The 17,538-nt window shown below is 60.9% G+C and carries 19 protein-coding genes; 15 read left to right on the top strand and 4 right to left on the bottom strand.

Annotation, left to right across the window (positions count from 1 at the left end; all coding sequences use genetic code 11):
- Positions 1-2: 2 nt before the first annotated feature.
- The gene (locus ACQZ6J_RS25080) at positions 3-956 is read right to left on the bottom strand and encodes a DUF1403 family protein (RefSeq protein ID WP_449086101.1); all 954 of its coding nucleotides are present in this window, start codon (positions 954-956) and stop codon (positions 3-5) included.
- A 124-nt stretch (positions 957-1,080) separates the two neighbouring features.
- Between ACQZ6J_RS25080 and ACQZ6J_RS25075 the strand changes: the two genes are divergently transcribed.
- The 4 genes from ACQZ6J_RS25075 (at position 1,081) to ACQZ6J_RS25060 (ending at position 4,484) form a co-directional block, all read left to right on the top strand.
- Complete coding sequence (locus ACQZ6J_RS25075; protein WP_449086100.1) at positions 1,081-2,235, top strand: site-specific integrase; 1,155 nt, start codon at positions 1,081-1,083, stop codon at positions 2,233-2,235.
- Between the two features lie 99 nt (positions 2,236-2,334).
- Positions 2,335-2,805 (top strand): NUDIX hydrolase, encoded by a 471-nt coding sequence (locus tag ACQZ6J_RS25070; protein ID WP_449086099.1) that lies wholly within the window; start codon positions 2,335-2,337, stop codon positions 2,803-2,805.
- A 478-nt stretch (positions 2,806-3,283) separates the two neighbouring features.
- Positions 3,284-4,213: a recombinase family protein gene (locus ACQZ6J_RS25065; RefSeq protein WP_449086098.1), complete on the top strand. Its 930-nt coding sequence runs from the start codon at positions 3,284-3,286 to the stop codon at positions 4,211-4,213.
- Between the two features lie 61 nt (positions 4,214-4,274).
- Positions 4,275-4,484 (top strand): hypothetical protein, encoded by a 210-nt coding sequence (locus ACQZ6J_RS25060; protein WP_449086144.1) that lies wholly within the window; start codon positions 4,275-4,277, stop codon positions 4,482-4,484.
- Positions 4,485-4,532: 48 nt separating this feature from the next.
- On the opposite strand, the gene repC is transcribed toward ACQZ6J_RS25060, so the two are convergent.
- The 3 genes from repC to repA all read right to left on the bottom strand — a co-directional run bounded on the left by repC (position 4,533) and on the right by repA (position 8,185).
- A complete protein-coding gene (gene repC / locus ACQZ6J_RS25055; protein ID WP_449086097.1) occupies positions 4,533-5,747 on the bottom strand; it encodes a plasmid replication protein RepC in 1,215 nt (404 codons plus the stop codon).
- A 162-nt stretch (positions 5,748-5,909) separates the two neighbouring features.
- The gene (gene repB, locus ACQZ6J_RS25050; protein WP_449086096.1) at positions 5,910-6,917 is read right to left on the bottom strand and encodes a plasmid partitioning protein RepB; all 1,008 of its coding nucleotides are present in this window, start codon (positions 6,915-6,917) and stop codon (positions 5,910-5,912) included.
- A 62-nt stretch (positions 6,918-6,979) separates the two neighbouring features.
- Positions 6,980-8,185, bottom strand: a complete 1,206-nt coding sequence (gene repA / locus ACQZ6J_RS25045; RefSeq protein ID WP_449086143.1) for a plasmid partitioning protein RepA — start codon at positions 8,183-8,185, stop codon at positions 6,980-6,982.
- Positions 8,186-8,568: 383 nt separating this feature from the next.
- Here repA and traI point away from each other — a divergent pair, with 383 nt between their 5' ends.
- The 11 genes from traI to trbH are packed head-to-tail and all read left to right on the top strand — an operon-like array spanning position 8,569 to position 17,533.
- Positions 8,569-9,192 (top strand): acyl-homoserine-lactone synthase, encoded by a 624-nt coding sequence (traI, locus tag ACQZ6J_RS25040; protein ID WP_449086095.1) that lies wholly within the window; start codon positions 8,569-8,571, stop codon positions 9,190-9,192.
- A gap of 10 nt (positions 9,193-9,202) precedes the next feature.
- Positions 9,203-10,174, top strand: a complete 972-nt coding sequence (gene trbB, locus ACQZ6J_RS25035; protein ID WP_449086094.1) for a P-type conjugative transfer ATPase TrbB — start codon at positions 9,203-9,205, stop codon at positions 10,172-10,174.
- The gene (locus ACQZ6J_RS25030) at positions 10,164-10,550 is read left to right on the top strand and encodes a TrbC/VirB2 family protein (RefSeq protein ID WP_449086093.1); all 387 of its coding nucleotides are present in this window, start codon (positions 10,164-10,166) and stop codon (positions 10,548-10,550) included. The genes trbB and ACQZ6J_RS25030 overlap by 11 nt, the downstream gene beginning before the upstream one ends.
- Positions 10,543-10,842 (top strand): conjugal transfer protein TrbD, encoded by a 300-nt coding sequence (locus tag ACQZ6J_RS25025; RefSeq protein ID WP_449086092.1) that lies wholly within the window; start codon positions 10,543-10,545, stop codon positions 10,840-10,842. Before ACQZ6J_RS25030 ends, ACQZ6J_RS25025 begins: the two co-directional genes overlap by 8 nt.
- 9 nt (positions 10,843-10,851) lie before the next feature.
- Positions 10,852-13,323, top strand: a complete 2,472-nt coding sequence (locus ACQZ6J_RS25020) for a conjugal transfer protein TrbE (RefSeq protein ID WP_449086091.1) — start codon at positions 10,852-10,854, stop codon at positions 13,321-13,323.
- Positions 13,292-14,101 carry a P-type conjugative transfer protein TrbJ gene (gene trbJ, locus ACQZ6J_RS25015; protein WP_449086090.1) on the top strand — a complete coding sequence of 270 codons (810 nt, stop codon included), beginning with the start codon at positions 13,292-13,294 and terminating at the stop codon, positions 14,099-14,101. The genes ACQZ6J_RS25020 and trbJ overlap by 32 nt, the downstream gene beginning before the upstream one ends.
- Positions 14,101-14,322, top strand: a complete 222-nt coding sequence (gene trbK, locus ACQZ6J_RS25010) for an entry exclusion protein TrbK (RefSeq protein WP_449086089.1) — start codon at positions 14,101-14,103, stop codon at positions 14,320-14,322. The genes trbJ and trbK overlap by 1 nt, the downstream gene beginning before the upstream one ends.
- Positions 14,316-15,506, top strand: a complete 1,191-nt coding sequence (gene trbL / locus ACQZ6J_RS25005) for a P-type conjugative transfer protein TrbL (protein WP_449086088.1) — start codon at positions 14,316-14,318, stop codon at positions 15,504-15,506. Before trbK ends, trbL begins: the two co-directional genes overlap by 7 nt.
- Before the next feature lie 49 nt (positions 15,507-15,555).
- On the top strand, positions 15,556-16,218 hold the full coding sequence (locus ACQZ6J_RS25000) for a conjugal transfer protein TrbF (protein WP_449086087.1): 663 nt from the start codon (positions 15,556-15,558) through the stop codon (positions 16,216-16,218).
- Positions 16,219-16,238: 20 nt separating this feature from the next.
- Positions 16,239-17,078, top strand: coding sequence for a P-type conjugative transfer protein TrbG (gene trbG, locus ACQZ6J_RS24995; protein ID WP_449086086.1), 840 nt, complete (start codon positions 16,239-16,241; stop codon positions 17,076-17,078).
- Entirely contained in the window at positions 17,078-17,533 is a 456-nt protein-coding gene (gene trbH / locus ACQZ6J_RS24990; RefSeq protein ID WP_449086085.1) for a conjugal transfer protein TrbH, read from the top strand. The genes trbG and trbH overlap by 1 nt, the downstream gene beginning before the upstream one ends.
- Positions 17,534-17,538: the final 5 nt, after the last annotated feature.

Here is a 17,538-nt window from a genome sequence, read left to right as displayed (position 1 = left end):
CCTCACAGCCCAAAGATCCGGAAGGAGGAGCGGCCTGAGAGTTCTCGTGCCGCCTCGAAGCCTTCTAGTCGCTCGAACAGCCGGTTGGCCGCCCAGCGCGAGAGATCACTGCCCGGGGCTGAAGCCAAGACGGCGTCTTCGGTCAGCAACCGGCGGATGACCGGCTCTGCGCCCTTAGTCCGGAGCTTCGGCGCCACCGCCAGCAGCCGCGTGGCGCGGCGATCGATCTCGACAGCGGAGCGCAGTGCGGCGTCGACACCGTCGACCAGCGCCAGGCAGATCGCTTTCGGATAAGCAGGCTCTCCTGGTCGGACGCGACCACGGCCGCCGATGGTGCGGAACGCGGGGCCAAACCGCTCGGGCAGCAGCAGTGACACGGGTTTGGGCCAATTCAGCTTTTGCGCCAGTACGACCTCGGCAAGGGCAAGGGCTAACACCTCGACGTCCGGGCGAACGGCAGAGATCGCCGTTATCAGGTCCGCCACCGCGAAGGGTGCTGCTCGCCCGGACTGATTTGCAGAATCGACGATGTCGGGAATCACCGCAAGGCTGTCGGTCCACGTCATCCCCAACAGCGCGATAAGCTCCTTAACGAACGGTGTGGTGATCGTCCCGGTTCGGCGCGCCAGCATTCGTGTGGCCAGAGCCAGCTTTCCAGCCGGGCCGACATCGTCGCCTGTTGCCGTCAGCAGGATAGCGTCACGTAATGCGTATTCGTCCTCGATGCGACCAAGCATTCTGGCGCCAACTGCAGCGGATTTCAACGCGAGGCGATCGCGCCAGCAGCCCAACCATGGCGGGTCGGCATGGAGAAGATCGTCGAGTAATTTCAAGCCTATACCGGCAGTGAAGGCGGCGTCGGATTCAGCGATGTCGTGCGTTCGCGGCCGCGTCCAGCTTGGCAGACGGGTCGACCACATCCTGATAGGTGAAGCAATAGGGGCAAGCAAATCCATGCGACTAACCATAAATCATGTGCGCACTTTATGCCAGGATTATCGCGCTGAACCGCACAGCCTGTCGGCAGGATAAAACGAACGATAAACTTCCATTATCGTTCATTTCTGTCATTATAGAGAAATGACGCAAATCATCGAGCAAAACAGCGAAAATCACGTCGAGGCGAGCTCTGCTCCGCCTCTCAGCACGGGGGCCGACGCCGATCTTTCAGCGCCGCAGGTGTCGGCTGACATCTCCATGCCCAACCCCGGGCTCCCCTCCCCTCTTCCGGAAACGCGCGCAGCCTTGCCCGCCCACCTGGAGCAGTTGGCCGATCAGGCCCGCGATTATGTCGAGGCGGCCAGCTCGGCGAACACCCGCAAGGCCTATGCCTCCGACTGGAAGCATTTTTCCGGCTGGTGCCGCCGGCAGGGGCTGGAGGTGCTGCCACCCGACCCGCAGACCGTTGGCCTCTACATCACCGCCTGCGCATCCGGTGCGGCGATCGCCGGCCGCAAGCCGAGTTCGGTCGCGACGATCGAGCGACGACTGTCCGCGATCACCTGGAACTATGCGCAGCGCGGCACACCGCTCGACCGCAAGGACCGCCATATCGCCACGGTGCTTGCCGGCATCCGCAACACCCATGCCACCCCTCCCCGGCAGAAGGAAGCGGTTCTGCCCGAACACCTGATCGCCATGCTCGAAACGCTTCCCCGAGGCACGCTGCGCGGCTTGCGCGACCGGGCGATGCTGCTGATCGGCTTTGCCGGCGGGCTGCGGCGCTCCGAGATCGTCGGGCTCGACGTCGGTCGTGACCAGACGAAGGACAGCCGCGGCTGGGTGGAGATCCTCGACAAGGGCATGGTCGTCACGGTCCGGGGAAAGCGGGGTTGGCGGGAAGTGGAGATCGGCCGCGGATCCTCGGACGCCACCTGCCCCGTCGTCGCTCTGCAGACCTGGCTGAACCTCGCACGGATCGCGCATGGCCCCCTCTTTCGGCGGGTCACCGGACAGGGCAAGGATGTCGGCCCCGATCGACTGCTCGATCAGGAGGTCGCGCGCCTGGTAAAGAAGGCGGCCTCGGCTGCCGGCGTGCGCCCTGACCTCACCGAGACCGAGCGTGCGGAAAAGTTTTCGGGCCACTCGTTACGCGCCGGCCTTGCCTCCTCGGCGGAAGTCGATGAGCGTTACGTGCAGAAGCAACTCGGCCACGCTTCTGCGGAAATGACCCGGAAGTACCAACGGCGGCGCGATCGGTTCCGGGTCAATCTCACCAAGGCCTCGGGACTTTGAGCGGTTTCTCGCTGACTTGCGATTGCCTCGAAAGCGCTCAAGGTGCAAACCTGTGCATCCAATCCCGACGCTCTATCATTCTCGGCAGGAGACGATCGTTTGAATACTGGCGACCACCTGTCGAGCATGAGCGGTAAGACGCAAGACCTGCTGAAGAATCGAAAGATCGTTCAGGGGGCGGCCATCTGTTACCGCCTCGACACGGAAGGCCGCTGCGAGGTCCTGTTGTTGACGAGCCGAGACACCGAGCGCTGGGTCATCCCGAAGGGCAATGTGGAGCGTGGCGAGCGGCCGTCGAAGTGCTCCGAACGCGAAGCGTTTGAAGAGGCAGGCATCATTGGTAAGGCGAAGAAGAAAGCGCTCGGCTATTACACCTACCTAAAGGATGAAAAGAAGCCGCCGCTGGTTGTTTCCGTCTTCGCATTGAAGGTTGTCGAGCAGCGCAGCGAGTTTCCCGAGAAAGGAATACGGCGGCTGACGTGGGTTCCGCCAGCGGACGCCTCGTCAATGGTGCAGGAGCCTGAGTTGAAGGGCTTGTTCCGGTTGGTGCATTGGAACCTGAACAGCTAAGGCCCGGGTTTGGGTCAACATAACCACGCCCTCGCAGGCGCCCTCCCCCGCCGAGCATGAAGTCGCTACGTCAAAATTGTGTGCCCGATTTTCAGCTTAGCGCTTCAATTGAAATCGGAAAGTAAAAGCCACAACCGCGTCCGAAATCGGCCGCATCAGTGTCTGGAGAGGCAATTTAGACAAGTCATAAGGCATTGAATTCATGATAGATGATTTGTTAAACGGACGCGAGATGATAGTTAGTGTCCGTCACGGGATAAATTCGCGCAGACAAGATTTCACCTCCGATAACCAATACGTATCGGATTGAACAAGGTTTGGTATCTCCGAGCATTTCGGGCAGGAAATCCCGTGTTTTCAGGCGGTTCGGCTCAAAAAGAACCTTGAGAATATGGGCTAGAGACGTTTACAAACGATCGTTTATCCTTATCCTCTGGGTTTGGAAAACTGCTTCGCAACGATCTCTCAGGCGCTCCAAATGGCTGCTGACACGCTGAATCGAACGTCTCGTCGACCACAGGGTCGGCTTATAGGCTATGCCCGCGTGTCGACAGACGAACAGGCAACCGAAGCTCAGGAGATCGAGCTGCGATCGGCCGGCTGCAACGTCATCGTTCAGGAACATGGCTCCGGCGCGTCTCGCACCCGTCCGGCGCTCGCAAAGCTGCTGCGGGAAATCGTGGCCGGCGACACGCTGATTGTCGTTCGCCTCGATCGCCTGGCGCGCTCCGTCAGCCATCTCCTTGCCGTGATCGAGGATCTGACCGCGAAGGGAGCGCATTTCCGATCGCTGCGAGATCCAATCGACACCACGACACCGCAGGGCATGTTCTCGTTGCAGGTTCTTGGCGCCGTCGCCCAACTCGAACGCGCGCTGATTTCCGAGCGAACGAAAGCCGGCATCAACGCAGCGAAGTCGAAGGGGAGGCTGCCCGGCAATCCAGGCATCCGAGAACGGCGGCCGGAGATGCTCGCAAGAATGACGGCGGCGCAGAAAGCAGCCTATGGCGAGCGCATCCAGATCGACGCCAACAAGTGGCTTCCGACGGTTCGGCGAATGCGGCCGGACCACACCTGGGATGACGTCGCCCGCGTTCTGCAGCAGCGGGGTATGGACTGGACGCCCGAACGGCTTCGTCGCGCCGTGAAATGGCTCGTTGCCGAACACCTTGCCGATCCCGGCCTGTTGAAAAAATCCTCTCCGCGCCCACCCGAAGATCGCTTGATGACGCTTGTCGCGGGCATGTATTCGCCCAACTCCGAACTGACGCTTCGGGAGATCGCCAGTCGGCTCGAACGCCTCCATGAGCGGACGCCTCGCGGTGGCACGAAATGGTCGCCATCCTCGGTCAAGAACCTGCTCGATCGGGCAAAGAAAACGGGGCTCGTCGAAGCCAGTGGGGAATAGCGCATTGGTCCAACGCACGATATTACCCCCGCACTGGAACAGGTCGGAAGAAGAAAAGATGATGGAAACCGCCACGATCGAGAACCGCGCCGACTTCGCACAATGGGCGATCGAGCGCGCTGCAGCCATCATCGCCGACAAGGGCGGCAATCTTGCGCTTGCTGCACGCGGGGACGACGACACGAAAATTGCCGAGAGCGCCAACGCCCTGGGCCAGGCCATCGTCGATGCGCTCCTCGAGGTATTCGATGTGCTGGTCCCCGAGGACTAAATCGACCCGGTCGTTCCAAACCTTTCGCATCTGACGCGCCCTCCCCCGCTATGCCGACTTCCTGTCTCCGCCGGCCTGGACCTTCAGCAAAGCCATCAGCATCGGACCGAGCCCGAATTCGCCCCGCGCCGCTTTCCGGGTGAGGTCGCGCAGATATCCGCCGGCCGAGTTGATATGACCTGCCCTTTCGAGGATGCAGGCGATCGCCGTCGCCGCATTTTCAGGCCCCATCACGTCGCAAGCGTCCTGGTACGCCGACGGACTGACCCCGAGGCTCGTCCGGACGACGACGGCCGCGGTCATCAGCTCCCGCCAATGGCTGATCGCGCCTCCTGGCCCGTACATCGCGATTTCGGGGCAAGCTCGCAGCACCATGCTCAACGGGAACGGTTTTCTCGTCTCGGCGATCGGCTTCGGTTTTTCCGCCAACGGCTCGCCCGGCTCTTTTTCAGAGCGTGGTTCAGATTCATGGATAGATTCGGGTTTTGAATTCTGTATGTGGCAGCCATTCTGACTACCATTGCCATCCATATTTCCTGTATTTTGCTGGATTTCCAACAAGTTAACGATTTCATCACGCAGAAGCGACATTTCATCGAGGACCGAAGCCACTTCATGACGGTTCGGATTGCGTGGCAGCTTGGCGAGAGCGGCAACATACATGGCCTCGATGGCCTCCCAGTCGCCGTCCACCCCCTCCTCTACCGCGGCTGTGATCAGCTTCCGGACGTCACGCCGGCAGATCGTCAGCGCTTCTTTGGCGCGCTTGAACAGCCGGTGCTCCTCGGCAACCTGCTGTGCTAACTGCGCAAGCTCTTCGACCCGGGCCAGGAGAGGCGCCAAGCTGAAGCCGAAAGCCTGCTCGATCTCGCCTTCCCTTCCACGATGGGCATAGCGTTTTCCGTTCGGGCTGTCCCTGCGATGGATCAGTCCCGCATCGACAAGCGCAGCAAGCTGCCGGCGCAACGTTGTGCCGGTGATGCCGTGCGCCCGAATTGAAAGCTGGGCATTGGACGGAAAGACCACCATGCCGAACTCCTCTGACAATTGGCTTTCCGGATAAAAGCTGAGCAGTGCGTCCAGTACGGCAAGGGCTCTGTCCTGAAGACCAAGCAAGCTCCGGGCTGCACTGACATCGCGGAACACCTTCCACTTGTCAGCGGTCTTGCCTGCCTTAATGTCCGCAGCTACCATCTGCGCTTTCACCAGGGCAAGCGATATAGGCCGCCGCCCAAAGGGCGTCGTCACACTTCCAATCTGCATTTTCCTTCACCTTTCAAGAGGCAAAAGAAATCCGCCCACCCAAACGACGGTTCGACTCTTGACAGCGATTCGTGGAAATGCGATTCTCAGTCTGCTAGGAATTGAGAGAGGCTTCCACGACTGTTGTCGTTCGGGGGCCTTTTTCTTTTGCGATTTTCGTCTTCAGTTTTTCCCTTGCTTCTGGAAAGTCTCGTACAGGCTTTCGATATTTTTCGTGATCCAATCACCGAATGCTATTCCATTCGACGATGAAAGAACGAGTGTCACGGCCTTTGGTGTGGCCTTGCGCGAGACGCTTACCGCGTTGTCCCTCGCGTTCCAGACTTCCCTAGGCTGGATGTTCTCCGAGCGCTTGACCGTGGTCTTGCCCTTACTGGATCGGAGACGCTTGAATACCGCTTCGAACCTTTCAGCCTGTCCGAGACTATTAAACTCCGCCTCCCCGACGACCTCCTCAGCCAGTGCCTTGTTCTTGGGGACGTCAATGAGCTTTCGAAGTTGCAGCCACCGATCACGCCCGACGCCTTTGGCAGGGCCAATCGCCTCGATGAGGCGCGCTCCAAATGCACTTGGGACCGTGAGCATCTTGGAAAGCGTCTGGTAGTCAACTGATAGAGCCGCCTGAATGACTTCGCGGGAGTATCCGAGCTTCTCAAGCCGGTCAGCAAACGTCGCTCGTTCTATAAAACTCAGGTTGGCGCGGGCAGAGTTTTCCTGCCCTTGGCTGATGATATGAGCCTGCTCGTCCAACTGCCGAACAACAGCTCGAACTTTCCGTCCGAGATCTTTCGCCACCTGGACACGACGATGTCCGAAGACGATCATATAACGGTCAGTGCTATTCGGAATGGGACGGACAAGAATTGGCGTGTCCTGACCTCTTTCGCGGATGGCGTCGCGCAGCTCATTGTATTCTTCGTCAGCCGCTTCCGAAGTGCCGGCGGGACCGGGAATTCGGTCTCGAACAAAGGATGCGTCGAGCTGTTCCGGATCAAGCTCGATGACCATATCGCCATCATTGATCCGTTCTGCTTGCCGAGCCAATGCATCTATCGACGATGAGAGCGACTTGGCAGCTCCAAATCGTGTGATAGGTGCGGATTCTTCGAGCGCCTCATCAGGCGCTTGATCATCCTTCATCACACTGTTGAAAATGTTCTTTCTGGCCATGGCCGCTCTCCGGCATTTAAGTCACTGTAAAGACGCGCAAAAAATCCAATTTAGACCGTAGTCTATTTTCTGCGCCCCCACGCCTCATGGATGAGTTCGCGGATTTCCCCATTCACTGCTTCCATCGCCTCCATGGCTCGATCATAGGTTCCCCGATTCATCGCGGACCGTTCAACCTCATAAAGCGTCTGTTTCGTTAGGCCCGCGTCGGATACTGCCGTCGACTTCACCATTTCATGCTTCGCCATATGCGGAATCAACATCGATTTCATAAAAGCGACCATCTGCGCTTGAGGCATATCCGTGGGTTCAAATCGCGTGATCAGATAGCGAAACCAGTCGAGATCAACATCGCCTCCCGCCTGTTTGACAGTCTTGAGGATGTCGCCGAGCATGAGAAGAAACTGTGACATCGACATGAGATCCAGCATCTGGGGATGGACTGTGATGAGGACCGAGGTCGAGGCTGCGAGCGCCGTAAGTGTCAGATAGCCAAGTTGGGGAGGGCAGTCCAACACGACGACATCATAGCGAGGGTCTACATCCTCAAGCGCGCTCTGGAGTCGATTCCAGAAGCGCTTGCCCTCGGTGCCAGCCTGCATCGCGAGTGGTGTGTCGTACTCGTACTCCTGAAGCTCAAGTGATGCCGGGACAATATCGAGGTCGGGGAAATTGGTGGGCTTTATCACATCTGCGAGCGAGCAACGCTTCTCATCATATCGAATTGCCTCGTATACGGACGGGTAGTCATCCACTTCTGGCTGGATGCCATAGAGCGCCGTCATTGATCCCTGAGGGTCGAGATCGATCGCTAACACGCGATGACCCGTCAAAGCCAAGTGCTGTCCGAGATGCGCTGCTGTCGTTGTCTTGCCTGAGCCGCCCTTGAAGTTCACAACTGCAATAACCTGCAACTTCTCATGCGCGCGGCGGCTTGGGACGTACTTTTTCACATCAGAGCGACCATTCTGATCAAGCCACTGCCTCAGTTCGCGAATTTGCTCTGCCGAATATGTTCGACGACCTCCGGCGTGAACCGTTGGGATGACCCCTTTGCCTTCCAGGTGTAGTTTTTTCAGATTGCTCGGCGACACTCCCAAGAAGTAGGCAGCCTCTGCCATCGAAAACTGACGAAGGGTCTTGCGAGCGTCCGGCGGGTAGCTTTCCAAACGCAGCTGATTCAGCTTGCGTGAGATGTCCTTTCCCTGAGCAAGGATGATATCCTCGAAACCGATCTTTTTCGCAGCGCTAGAAGCGACACTACTCATAACTTCCCCCGAATGACGGCATTTGGCTGAAATCAGCCCAAGTGCCGTCATTATCGGCGATTCCCTGTCGGTGGCAAGAAGAATAAGGTTAACAAGAAGTTAACGCCGGACGTTTTGTCGAACTCAGCCGACCACTGCATGGCAGATTTATATCGCCGATTCAGCAGCTTAATTAAAAGGCACGGTCATCGCCTTCCGAAAACAACCCCCGTTTATAAACGGGGGACGACCGCTCGTTCCTTCGCGCCAAAAGCTCGACTCCAACACGGTCCATGTGGAATCCACCCCGACTCACCCGACTCGGAGACTGTAGAATTCTACACTCCAGCGTCCCGATTGTTTGTGCTCATCTCCCGCCGCCTACCGAAGATGGAGATGTTTGCATGTTACTGCACGCAATACGTGACGCTTCCAACGACCGCGATCGGCTGTTGATCGACCGCCATCATCGCCTGCGGGCGCAGGTGTTCCAGGGTCGGCTCGAGTGGAACGTGGATGTGATCGACGGCCGGGAGGCGGATGAATACGATTCGTTCTCGCCGACCTACATCATGGCCGCGACGGACGAAGGTGCGGTCGCAGGCTGCGCCCGATTGCTGCCCGCTATCGGTCCGACAATGCTGGAGCGGACATTTCCGCAGCTTCTCGCGACGGGCGGGCTGGGCGCCCATGCCGCCATGGTCGAAAGCTCGCGCTTCTGCGTCGACACCTCGCTTGGAGAGGGCAGGGGAGGGCCACTTCACGACGCCACGCTCTCAATGTTCGCCGGTATCATCGAGTGGGCGATGGCGAATGGTTATGCGGAGATCGTCACCGCCACCGACATCCGGTTCGAACGCATTCTGAAGCGCGCAGGCTGGCCGTTGCGACGGCTGGGCGAGCCGCAACCCATCGGCAACACGATTGCCGTCGCCGGCTCTCTCCCGGCCGACGCGGCAAGCTTCGACCGGGTGCGTCCGGCAGGCTACCAGTCGATGATCATCAACAACCACCGGCGCGCGGCGTGAGGGGCCGGACGTGAACCAGCTCCGCTCTCATCCACGTCTGATCCGCAAACTTCAGGAAGCACTCGGGGATCAACTCTGCGTCGCGCTCGACGATCCCGGCGTCGTCGAGATCATGCTCAATCCCGATGGCAAGCTGTTCATCGAGCGGTTGGGGCACAGCATGGCGCCCGCCGGCGAAATGTCGGCGGCCGTGGCCGAAGTCGTCATCGGCAGTGTCGCGCATGCGCTGCAATCGGAGGCCGACGAGGACCGTCCAATTATTTCCGGCGAACTTCCGATCGGTGGTCATCGTTTCGAGGGACTGCTTCCGCCGATCGTCGCTAGCCCGACCTTCACCATCCGCCGGCGGGCATCGCGTCTCATCCCCCTTGATGACTACGTGAGGTCGAAGGTGATGACCCAGCGCCAGGCCGACGTCATCCGGAGTGCGATTTCCTCGCGGCTCAACATCGTCATCTCCGGCGGAACGGGATCGGGCAAAACGACGCTCGCCAATGCCGTCATTGCCGAGATCGTCGAGAACGCCCCGGACGACCGGCTGGTCATTCTGGAGGACACCGCCGAAATCCAGTGCGCCGCCTCCAATGCCGTGGCTCTTCATACCAGCGACACGATCGACATGGCCCGGCTGCTCAAAAGCACCATGCGCCTCAGGCCCGACCGCATCATCGTCGGCGAGGTCCGCGACGGCGCGGCGCTAACGCTCCTCAAAGCCTGGAATACGGGACATCCGGGCGGCGTCACGACGATCCATTCCAACACGGCAATGTCGGCCTTGCGCCGGCTGGAACAACTGACAGCCGAAGTCAGCCAGCAGCCGATGCGCGAAGTGATCGGGGAGGCCGTCGACCTCGTTGTCTCGGTCGAGCGCACGCCGAAGGGACGGCGCGTTCGCGACGTCGTCCATGTCGATCGCTTTAACGGCACCCAATACGAAACAGAAACTTACCCGCAGATCGACGAGGAACGCCATGTCGCGTGAATGCCACTCCATTCTTGTCCGCAGCGCTTTGGCGCTTACCCTTTGCCTCGTCCTGATCGAGCCGGCATTTGCCTCCTCGGGCGGCGGCGGCCTGCCATGGGAATCGCCGCTCCAGCAGATCCAGCAGTCGATCACCGGCCCGGTCGCAGGTTTCATCGCCCTCGCAGCCGTCGCGATCGCCGGCGGCATGCTGATCTTCGGTGGCGAGCTCAACGACTTCGCGAGACGACTTTGCTATATCGCGCTGGTCGGCGGCGTGCTCCTCGGCGCCACGCAGATCGTTGCGCTGTTCGGCTCGACCGGCGCGGTGATTGCCGCAATCGAGACAGACGGTGGCCGTTGGATTCTCTCGGCAGGGGAGCGTGCTCATGGCTGAGCCCGGAACCCTTCTCGCACGTTCGCGCATCCATCGGGCGCTGTCGCGCCCGAATCTCCTCATGGGTGCCGACCGCGAGCTCGTGCTCGTCACTGGGCTTGCCGCGGTCATCCTGATCTTCGTGGTCCTGACCTGGTACGCGGCGATGTTCGGGATAGCGATCTGGCTCGTGGCCGTCGCCGCACTGCGGATGATGGCGAAGAGTGATCCACTGATGCGCAAGGTCTATGTCCGCCACATCAAATACAAGAGCACCTACCGCGCGACCTCGTCGCCGTGGCGGCGGTACTGAGGGGCGGCCATGGTGTCTCTGGCGCGTTTCCGACAAACCGGCCCGTCCTTTGCCGATCTCGTCCCGTATGCAGGACTGGTCGCCAACGGCGTGATGCTGCTAAAGGACGGCTCCTTGATGGCCGGCTGGTACTTCTCAGGCCCTGACAGCGAAAGCTCGACCGACGCCGAGCGGAACGACGTGTCGCGCCAGATCAATGCGATCCTGTCGCGGCTGGGCTCCGGATGGATGATCCAGGTCGAGGCGATCCGCGTGCCTGCGACTGATTATCCCGCAAGCGACGCCTGTCATTTTCCCGATCCGGTCACCCGCGCGATCGACGCCGAGCGCCGGTCCCATTTCGAACGGGAAAGCGGGCATTTCGAGAGCCGGCATGGGCTGATTCTGACCTGGCGGCCGCCGGAACCAAGGCGATCCGGCCTGGCCCGGTATATCTATTCCGATGCGCGAAGCCGTTCTACCACCTATGCCGACACGGCGCTCGACTCCTTTCTGACGTCTATTCGCGAGGTTGAGCAGTACCTCGGCAATGTCGTCTCCATCCGAAGGATGGTCACGCAGGAGACAGAGGAGCGTGGCGGCTTCCGTGTCGCTCGTTATGACGAGCTGTTCCAGTTCGTCCGCTTCTGCATCACTGGTGAGAACCACCCGATCCGCCTGCCTGATATGCCGATGTATCTCGACTGGCTGGTCACTGCCGAGCTTCAGCATGGGTTGACTCCAACTGTCGAGAACCGCTTTCTCGGCGTCGTCGCGATCGACGGCCTGCCGGCCGAGAGTTGGCCAGGCATCCTCAACGCCCTCGATTTGATGCCGCTCACCTATCGCTGGTCGTCCCGCTTCGTCTTCCTCGATGCAGAGGAGGCGAAAGCGCGGTTGGAGCGGACCCGTAAGAAGTGGCAGCAGAAGGTTCGACCGTTCTTCGACCAGCTTTTCCAGACGCAGAGCCGTTCGGTCGATCAGGACGCCATGCTGATGGTGGCCGAAACCGAGGACGCCATTGCCGAGGCGTCGTCCCAGCTCGTCGCCTATGGCTACTATACGCCTGTTATCGTGCTGTTCAACGAAGACCACGGCCGGCTCCAGGAGAAGTGCGAGGCCATCCGACGCCTTGTTCAGTCGGAGGGTTTTGGCGCCCGCATCGAGACGCTGAACGCAACCGATGCTTTCCTCGGCAGCCTCCCCGGTGTCTCCTACGCCAATATCCGCGAACCGCTCGTCAACACGCGCAACCTCTCCGATCTCGTCCCGATGAATTCGGTCTGGTCGGGAAATCCTACAGCGCCTTGCCCGTTCTACCCGCCTGGGAGCCCGCCACTGATGCAGGTCGCCAGCGGCTCGACGCCGTTCCGGCTTAACCTGCACGTCGATGATGTCGGCCATACGCTGATCTTCGGTCCGACCGGCTCGGGCAAATCCACCTTGCTGGCGCTGATCGCCGCGCAGTTCCGCCGCTATGCCGGCGCCCAGGTCTTCGCCTTCGACAAGGGCCGCTCGATGTTGCCGCTGACAATCGCGATCGGAGGAGATCACTACGAAATCGGTGGAGACTCCCTCACAGACGGTAAGGGCGCATCGCCGCAGCTTGCGTTCAGTCCGCTCGCCGAACTTTCGTCGGACAGTGACCGCGCTTGGGCGTCGGACTGGATCGAGACGCTAGTGGCGCTGCAGGGCGTGACAATCACCCCCGACTACCGCAACGCCATCTCGCGCCAGATCGGCCTGATGGCGCAGTCGCGGGGCCGGTCGCTCTCCGATTTCGTGAGCGGCGTCCAGATGCGCGAGATCAAGGAGGCGCTCCACCACTACACAGTCGATGGACCGATGGGGCAGTTGCTCGACGCGGAACAGGACGGGCTGTCGCTCGGCGCATTCCAGACCTTCGAGGTCGAGGAACTGATGAACATGGGCGAACGAAGCCTTGTGCCTGTGCTGCTCTACCTGTTCCGCCGTGTCGAGAAACGACTGACCGGAGCTCCGAGCCTCATCATTCTCGACGAGGCGTGGATAATGCTGGGACATCCCGTGTTCCGTGAGAAAATCAGGGAATGGCTGAAGGTGCTGCGTAGGGCAAACTGCGCTGTGGTGCTTGCCACGCAGTCAATTTCCGATGCCGAGCGTTCGGGCATCATCGACGTGCTGAAGGAGAGTTGCCCGACCAAGATCTGCCTGCCGAATGGGGCGGCGCGCGAAACGGGGACGCGGGAGTTCTACGAACGCATCGGCTTCAATTCTCGCCAGATCGAGATCGTCGCAAACGCCCAGCCCAAGCGCGAATATTATGTCGCCTCGCCGGAGGGCCGGCGTCTCTTTGATATGTCGCTCGGCCCTGTCGCGCTCTCCTTCGTTGGCGCCTCCGGCAAGGACGATCTGGCGCGCATCCGCACGCTTCACTCCGAACATGGGGCCGACTGGCCTGTCCATTGGCTCCAGCAAAGGGGGATTGCCCATGCGCCATCGCTTCTTCAGAACACCTGGTAAAGGGCTCGCCGCGACCGCGGTCGTTCTTATGATCCTGCCGGCGGCAACGACGGCCGTCTACGCCGGCGGCGTCACCGGCCAGGCGACCGAGTTCACCCAGATCGCTAACAACACCGAGCTGATCGGCCTCGTCGGCAAGTCGGCCGAGCAGGTCAACAATCAGATCACGCAGATCAACCAGCTGGCGGAGCAAATCCAGAACCAGCTGCACATCTACGAGAACATGCTGCAGAACACCGCGCAGCTTCCCGAGCATATCTGGGGCCAGGTCGAAAATGACTTGAAGCAGCTCCAGAGCATCGCAGCCCAGGGGCAAGGCATCGCCTTTTCCATGGGCAATGTCGACGATGTCCTTGGACAACGCTTCCAGAGCTTTGCCGATTTTAAGACGGCGCTACCGAACAACGACAGCTTCTCTTCCACCTATCAGAACTGGTCGACCACCAATCGCGACACGATCGCCGGCACTTTGAAGGCGGCAAACCTGACCGCCGAGCAATTCTCCAGCGAGGAATCCACCATGTCCTCTCTGCGTTCGATGTCGGAGTCGGCCGACGGGCAGATGAAGGCGCTCCAGGTCGGGCATGAGATTGCCGCGCAGGAGGTGGGCCAGCTCCAGAAGCTGCGCGGACTCGTCTCGCAGCAGATGACCATGATGGGCACCTGGTATCAGTCGGAACAGGCCAAACAGGATCTCGCGCAGGCGCGGCGAGAAGAGTTCTTCAAATCACAAACGCCCAGCATGACGGGCGGACAGGAGATGAAGCCGAGATGGTGATGTCCAGGCTGCAAATCATAGTCGCCGTTCTCGTCATAGCCGCCGCAGGCGGCGGACTCGTCTGGCTGGTCATGCCGGCGGGACAAGCCGACCGGCCAGTGAATGCCGCACCCGCTGGCTCGCAAGGTATCAGTGACCACCAACAAGAGGCGAAGAAGTTCTTCGGGGAGAAGCGCGAATTCGACCTCAAGAACGGGCAGGAGATGAAACCGAGATGGTGAAGATCGCTCTATCGCCGCGAGGATTGCTGATCGCGCACGGGGCTCTGATTGTCTGCTTGCTGGCGGCCGGGCCTGCCCACGCCCAGGAAGGCAGCGTGCTGACCGAGCTGGAAAACCAGATCGTCGCAGCGGCCAAGGGTTGGGAAACAACGGTCATGAATGCCGCGCGGTCGCTGTTCTGGATCCTTGCGGGGATCGAGGTCGGCATCGCCGCCGTCTGGCTTGCGATCAACGCCGCCTCACTCGACGCCTGGTTTGCCGAGCTCGTCAGGCGCATCATGTTCATCGGACTGTTCGTCTTCATTCTCGACCAGGGTCCGAGCTTCGCCAGGGCGGTCGTCGATAGCCTCTACCAGTTGGGCGCCGGCTCGGGTTCGGCCTCGCCCGCCAACGTATTCAACGCTGGTCTGACGGTGGCATCGAAGATGTCGGAGAAGATCAGCTTCGGCCTGTTCGAGGACAATGCGCTGGCGCTGTCGGCAGCACTCGCGATGATCGTCAGCGTGATCGCGTTTTCGCTTGTCGCCGCGATCTTCATCTCCGTTCTGGTCGAGATGTATGTCGGCCTGCTCGCCGGCATGATCATGCTCGGGCTCGGCGGCAGCTCCTACACCAAGGATTTCGCAGTCCGCTATCTCGTCTACGCCTTCTCCGTGGGCATGAAGCTGATGGCCCTGGTGATGATCGCCAAGATCGGCTCCGATGTGCTGATCGGCCTGGCCAGCAGTCCGTCCGTCGGCGACGACTATCAGACGGCGCTGGCGATCGCCGGCATCGCCGTGGTCGTGTTCGTGATTGCCATGTACGTGCCCAACATCATGCAGGGTGTCGTCCAGGGGGTCTCGGTCACCGGTGGCATGGAAACCATCCGCCATGGCTCGCAGGCGGCCAGCTTTGCGGCCGCCGCGACCGTCGGCACGGCCTCGCTCGGCATGGGCGGCGCGAAAGTGGGGGCTGCCGCCTATGCCGATGCCCGGTCGACCGGCTCCTCGATGGCGGGTGCAGCGCTGAAGGGCATGGCGAGCGGGGTAGGTGCTGCGGGCGGCGCTCTTGCCTCGGCGGCGCGCGATCAGGCGATGGGCGGCCGGGGCACCTACGGAACATCGACGCTGGGGCTCGCCAACGCAAAGCTCGAGGAGGCGCGCAAATCCTCGCTCGCGCCCAAGAATCCATCCGGGAAATAGGGCTACGACATGAAACGGCAGGAATCCGCAACGGCGGCGGGGAGGGCGCATGGCATTGCATGACGCACCCGACAACCCGTATCTCGCGGCGAGGCAGGAGTGGAACGAACGCTACGGCTCCTATGTCCAGGCAGCGCGGGCATGGCGGATCGTCGGCATCACGGGAATGCTGATGGCGGTGATCGGTTTCTCCTATGCGCTCTTCCAGAGCACGCAGGTGAAGCTGGTCCCCTATATCGTCGAGGTCGACAAGCTTGGCACAGCCGCGAATGCGGGCTTCCCGCAACAGATCGAATATGCCGATCCGCGCGTGGTGCGCGCGACGCTCGGCGGCTTCATCACGAACTTCAGGTCGGTCACGCCCGATGCGGTCGTTCAGAAGCAATATATCGATCGCACCTATGCGCTGCTGAGGACGGGCGATCCTGCGACGGAGAAGGTGAATAGCTGGTTTCGGGGGAATTCGCCGTTCGAGAAGGCCACGAACGCCACCGTCGCCATCGAGGTCAACAACATCGTCGCCCTTTCGAGCCAGTCCTACCAGATCGACTGGACGGAATACGAGCGCGACCGGAAGGGCAAGGAAACGGCTGTCCGGCGCTTTCGCGGCATAGCGACGGTGACGCTGACGCCGCCGCAGGACGAGGCAGTCATCCGACTCAATCCCCTCGGCCTCTATCTCCGCGATTTCGACTGGACTGCGCAGCTTTGAAAGGCATGGCCATAATGAAGATGAGAACCAGAACCGTCCGGGCCGTGCTTGCGATCGCGGCCCCCGCCGCGCTCGCAGTGCTCCCCGCGTCCCTCCCGGTAGCCTTCGCCCAGAGCATGAGCGCCAACGAGACGAAGGGCACGAACATTTCCGGGCAATGGCGGGGAAAGAATGGGCTCGTCACACGAGGGACCGACGGCAAGGTCGTCTTCCTGTTCGGAGAAGTGCAGCCCTCGGTCGTCTGCTCGCCGCTCCAGGTCTGCGACATCGAACTCCAGGCCGGCGAAATCGTCCGCGACGTTCTGGTTGGCGATACCGTGCGCTGGAAGGTCGAGCCGGCAACCTCTGGCGCCGTCGGTGGGCAGGCGATCCATCTGATCGTCAAGCCGGCTGAGCCGGGCCTCGTCACCTCCATGGTCGTGACCACATCGCGCCGGACCTATCATATCCAGCTCAAATCCCATCCGACGCAATACATGGCACGCGTCGGGTTCGAATATCCCGAGGACGTCTCCACGAAACTGGCTGACATCAATGCCCGGCTGGAGGCGAGCACGATCCCGGGCGCCGGCGTCCCGGCGGAGCAGTTGAACTTCGCCTATTCCGTCTCTGGCGGGGCGAGCTGGCGGCCGACGCGGGTCTACACCGACGGGACAAAGACCTATATCCAGTTCCCGAAATCCATGTCCTCCCAGGACGCTCCTGTCCTGTTCGTCGTCTCGGGCGGCGAGAACCGCATCGTCAACTACCGCATGCGAAGCGGCATGATGGTGGTCGACTATACGATCGATCGCGCCGTGCTGGTGTCCGGGGTCGGCTGGAAGCAACAGAAGGTCACGATCAAGCGGGCAGGGCGGTAATGCGGTTCTTCACCACTATTCGCGCCATAGCGTTCGCCGCCACCGTCTCAATCCTTGTCTCCGGTTGCCAGTCTTCCGGCGTGGATGGGCTCACCTCAAGCAACGCCCCGCCGGAAATCTCCGGGCCGGCCGCGAGCGCCATCGCCGGCGATATGGTCAGCCGACTTGCCGAGCAGATTGGTCAGAGGAAGGTGACCGTGGCCTTCAAACAGGACAACTCTCCGTTCGGGCAGGCGCTGGAAAGCGCGCTGAAGGGGTGGGGCTATGCCGTGGTGACCGATCAGAAGACAGACGAAAAAGCAAAACTCGTGACGCTCGCCTATGCGCTCGAACCGTTCGAGGGGCAGGTGCTCGCACGGTTATCGACCGCCGGTGTCGAGATCGGTCGCGCCTATAGCGTCACCGCCGCCGGTGCGACGCCTGCAAGTCCGCTGTCCGTCATGCAGCGCGGGTAGGGGAG

Source organism: Rhizobium sp. A37_96 (genome assembly GCF_053521765.1).
Note: the sequence above shows the minus strand (reverse complement) of the source record. Positions and strands in the feature narration are given on the sequence as shown.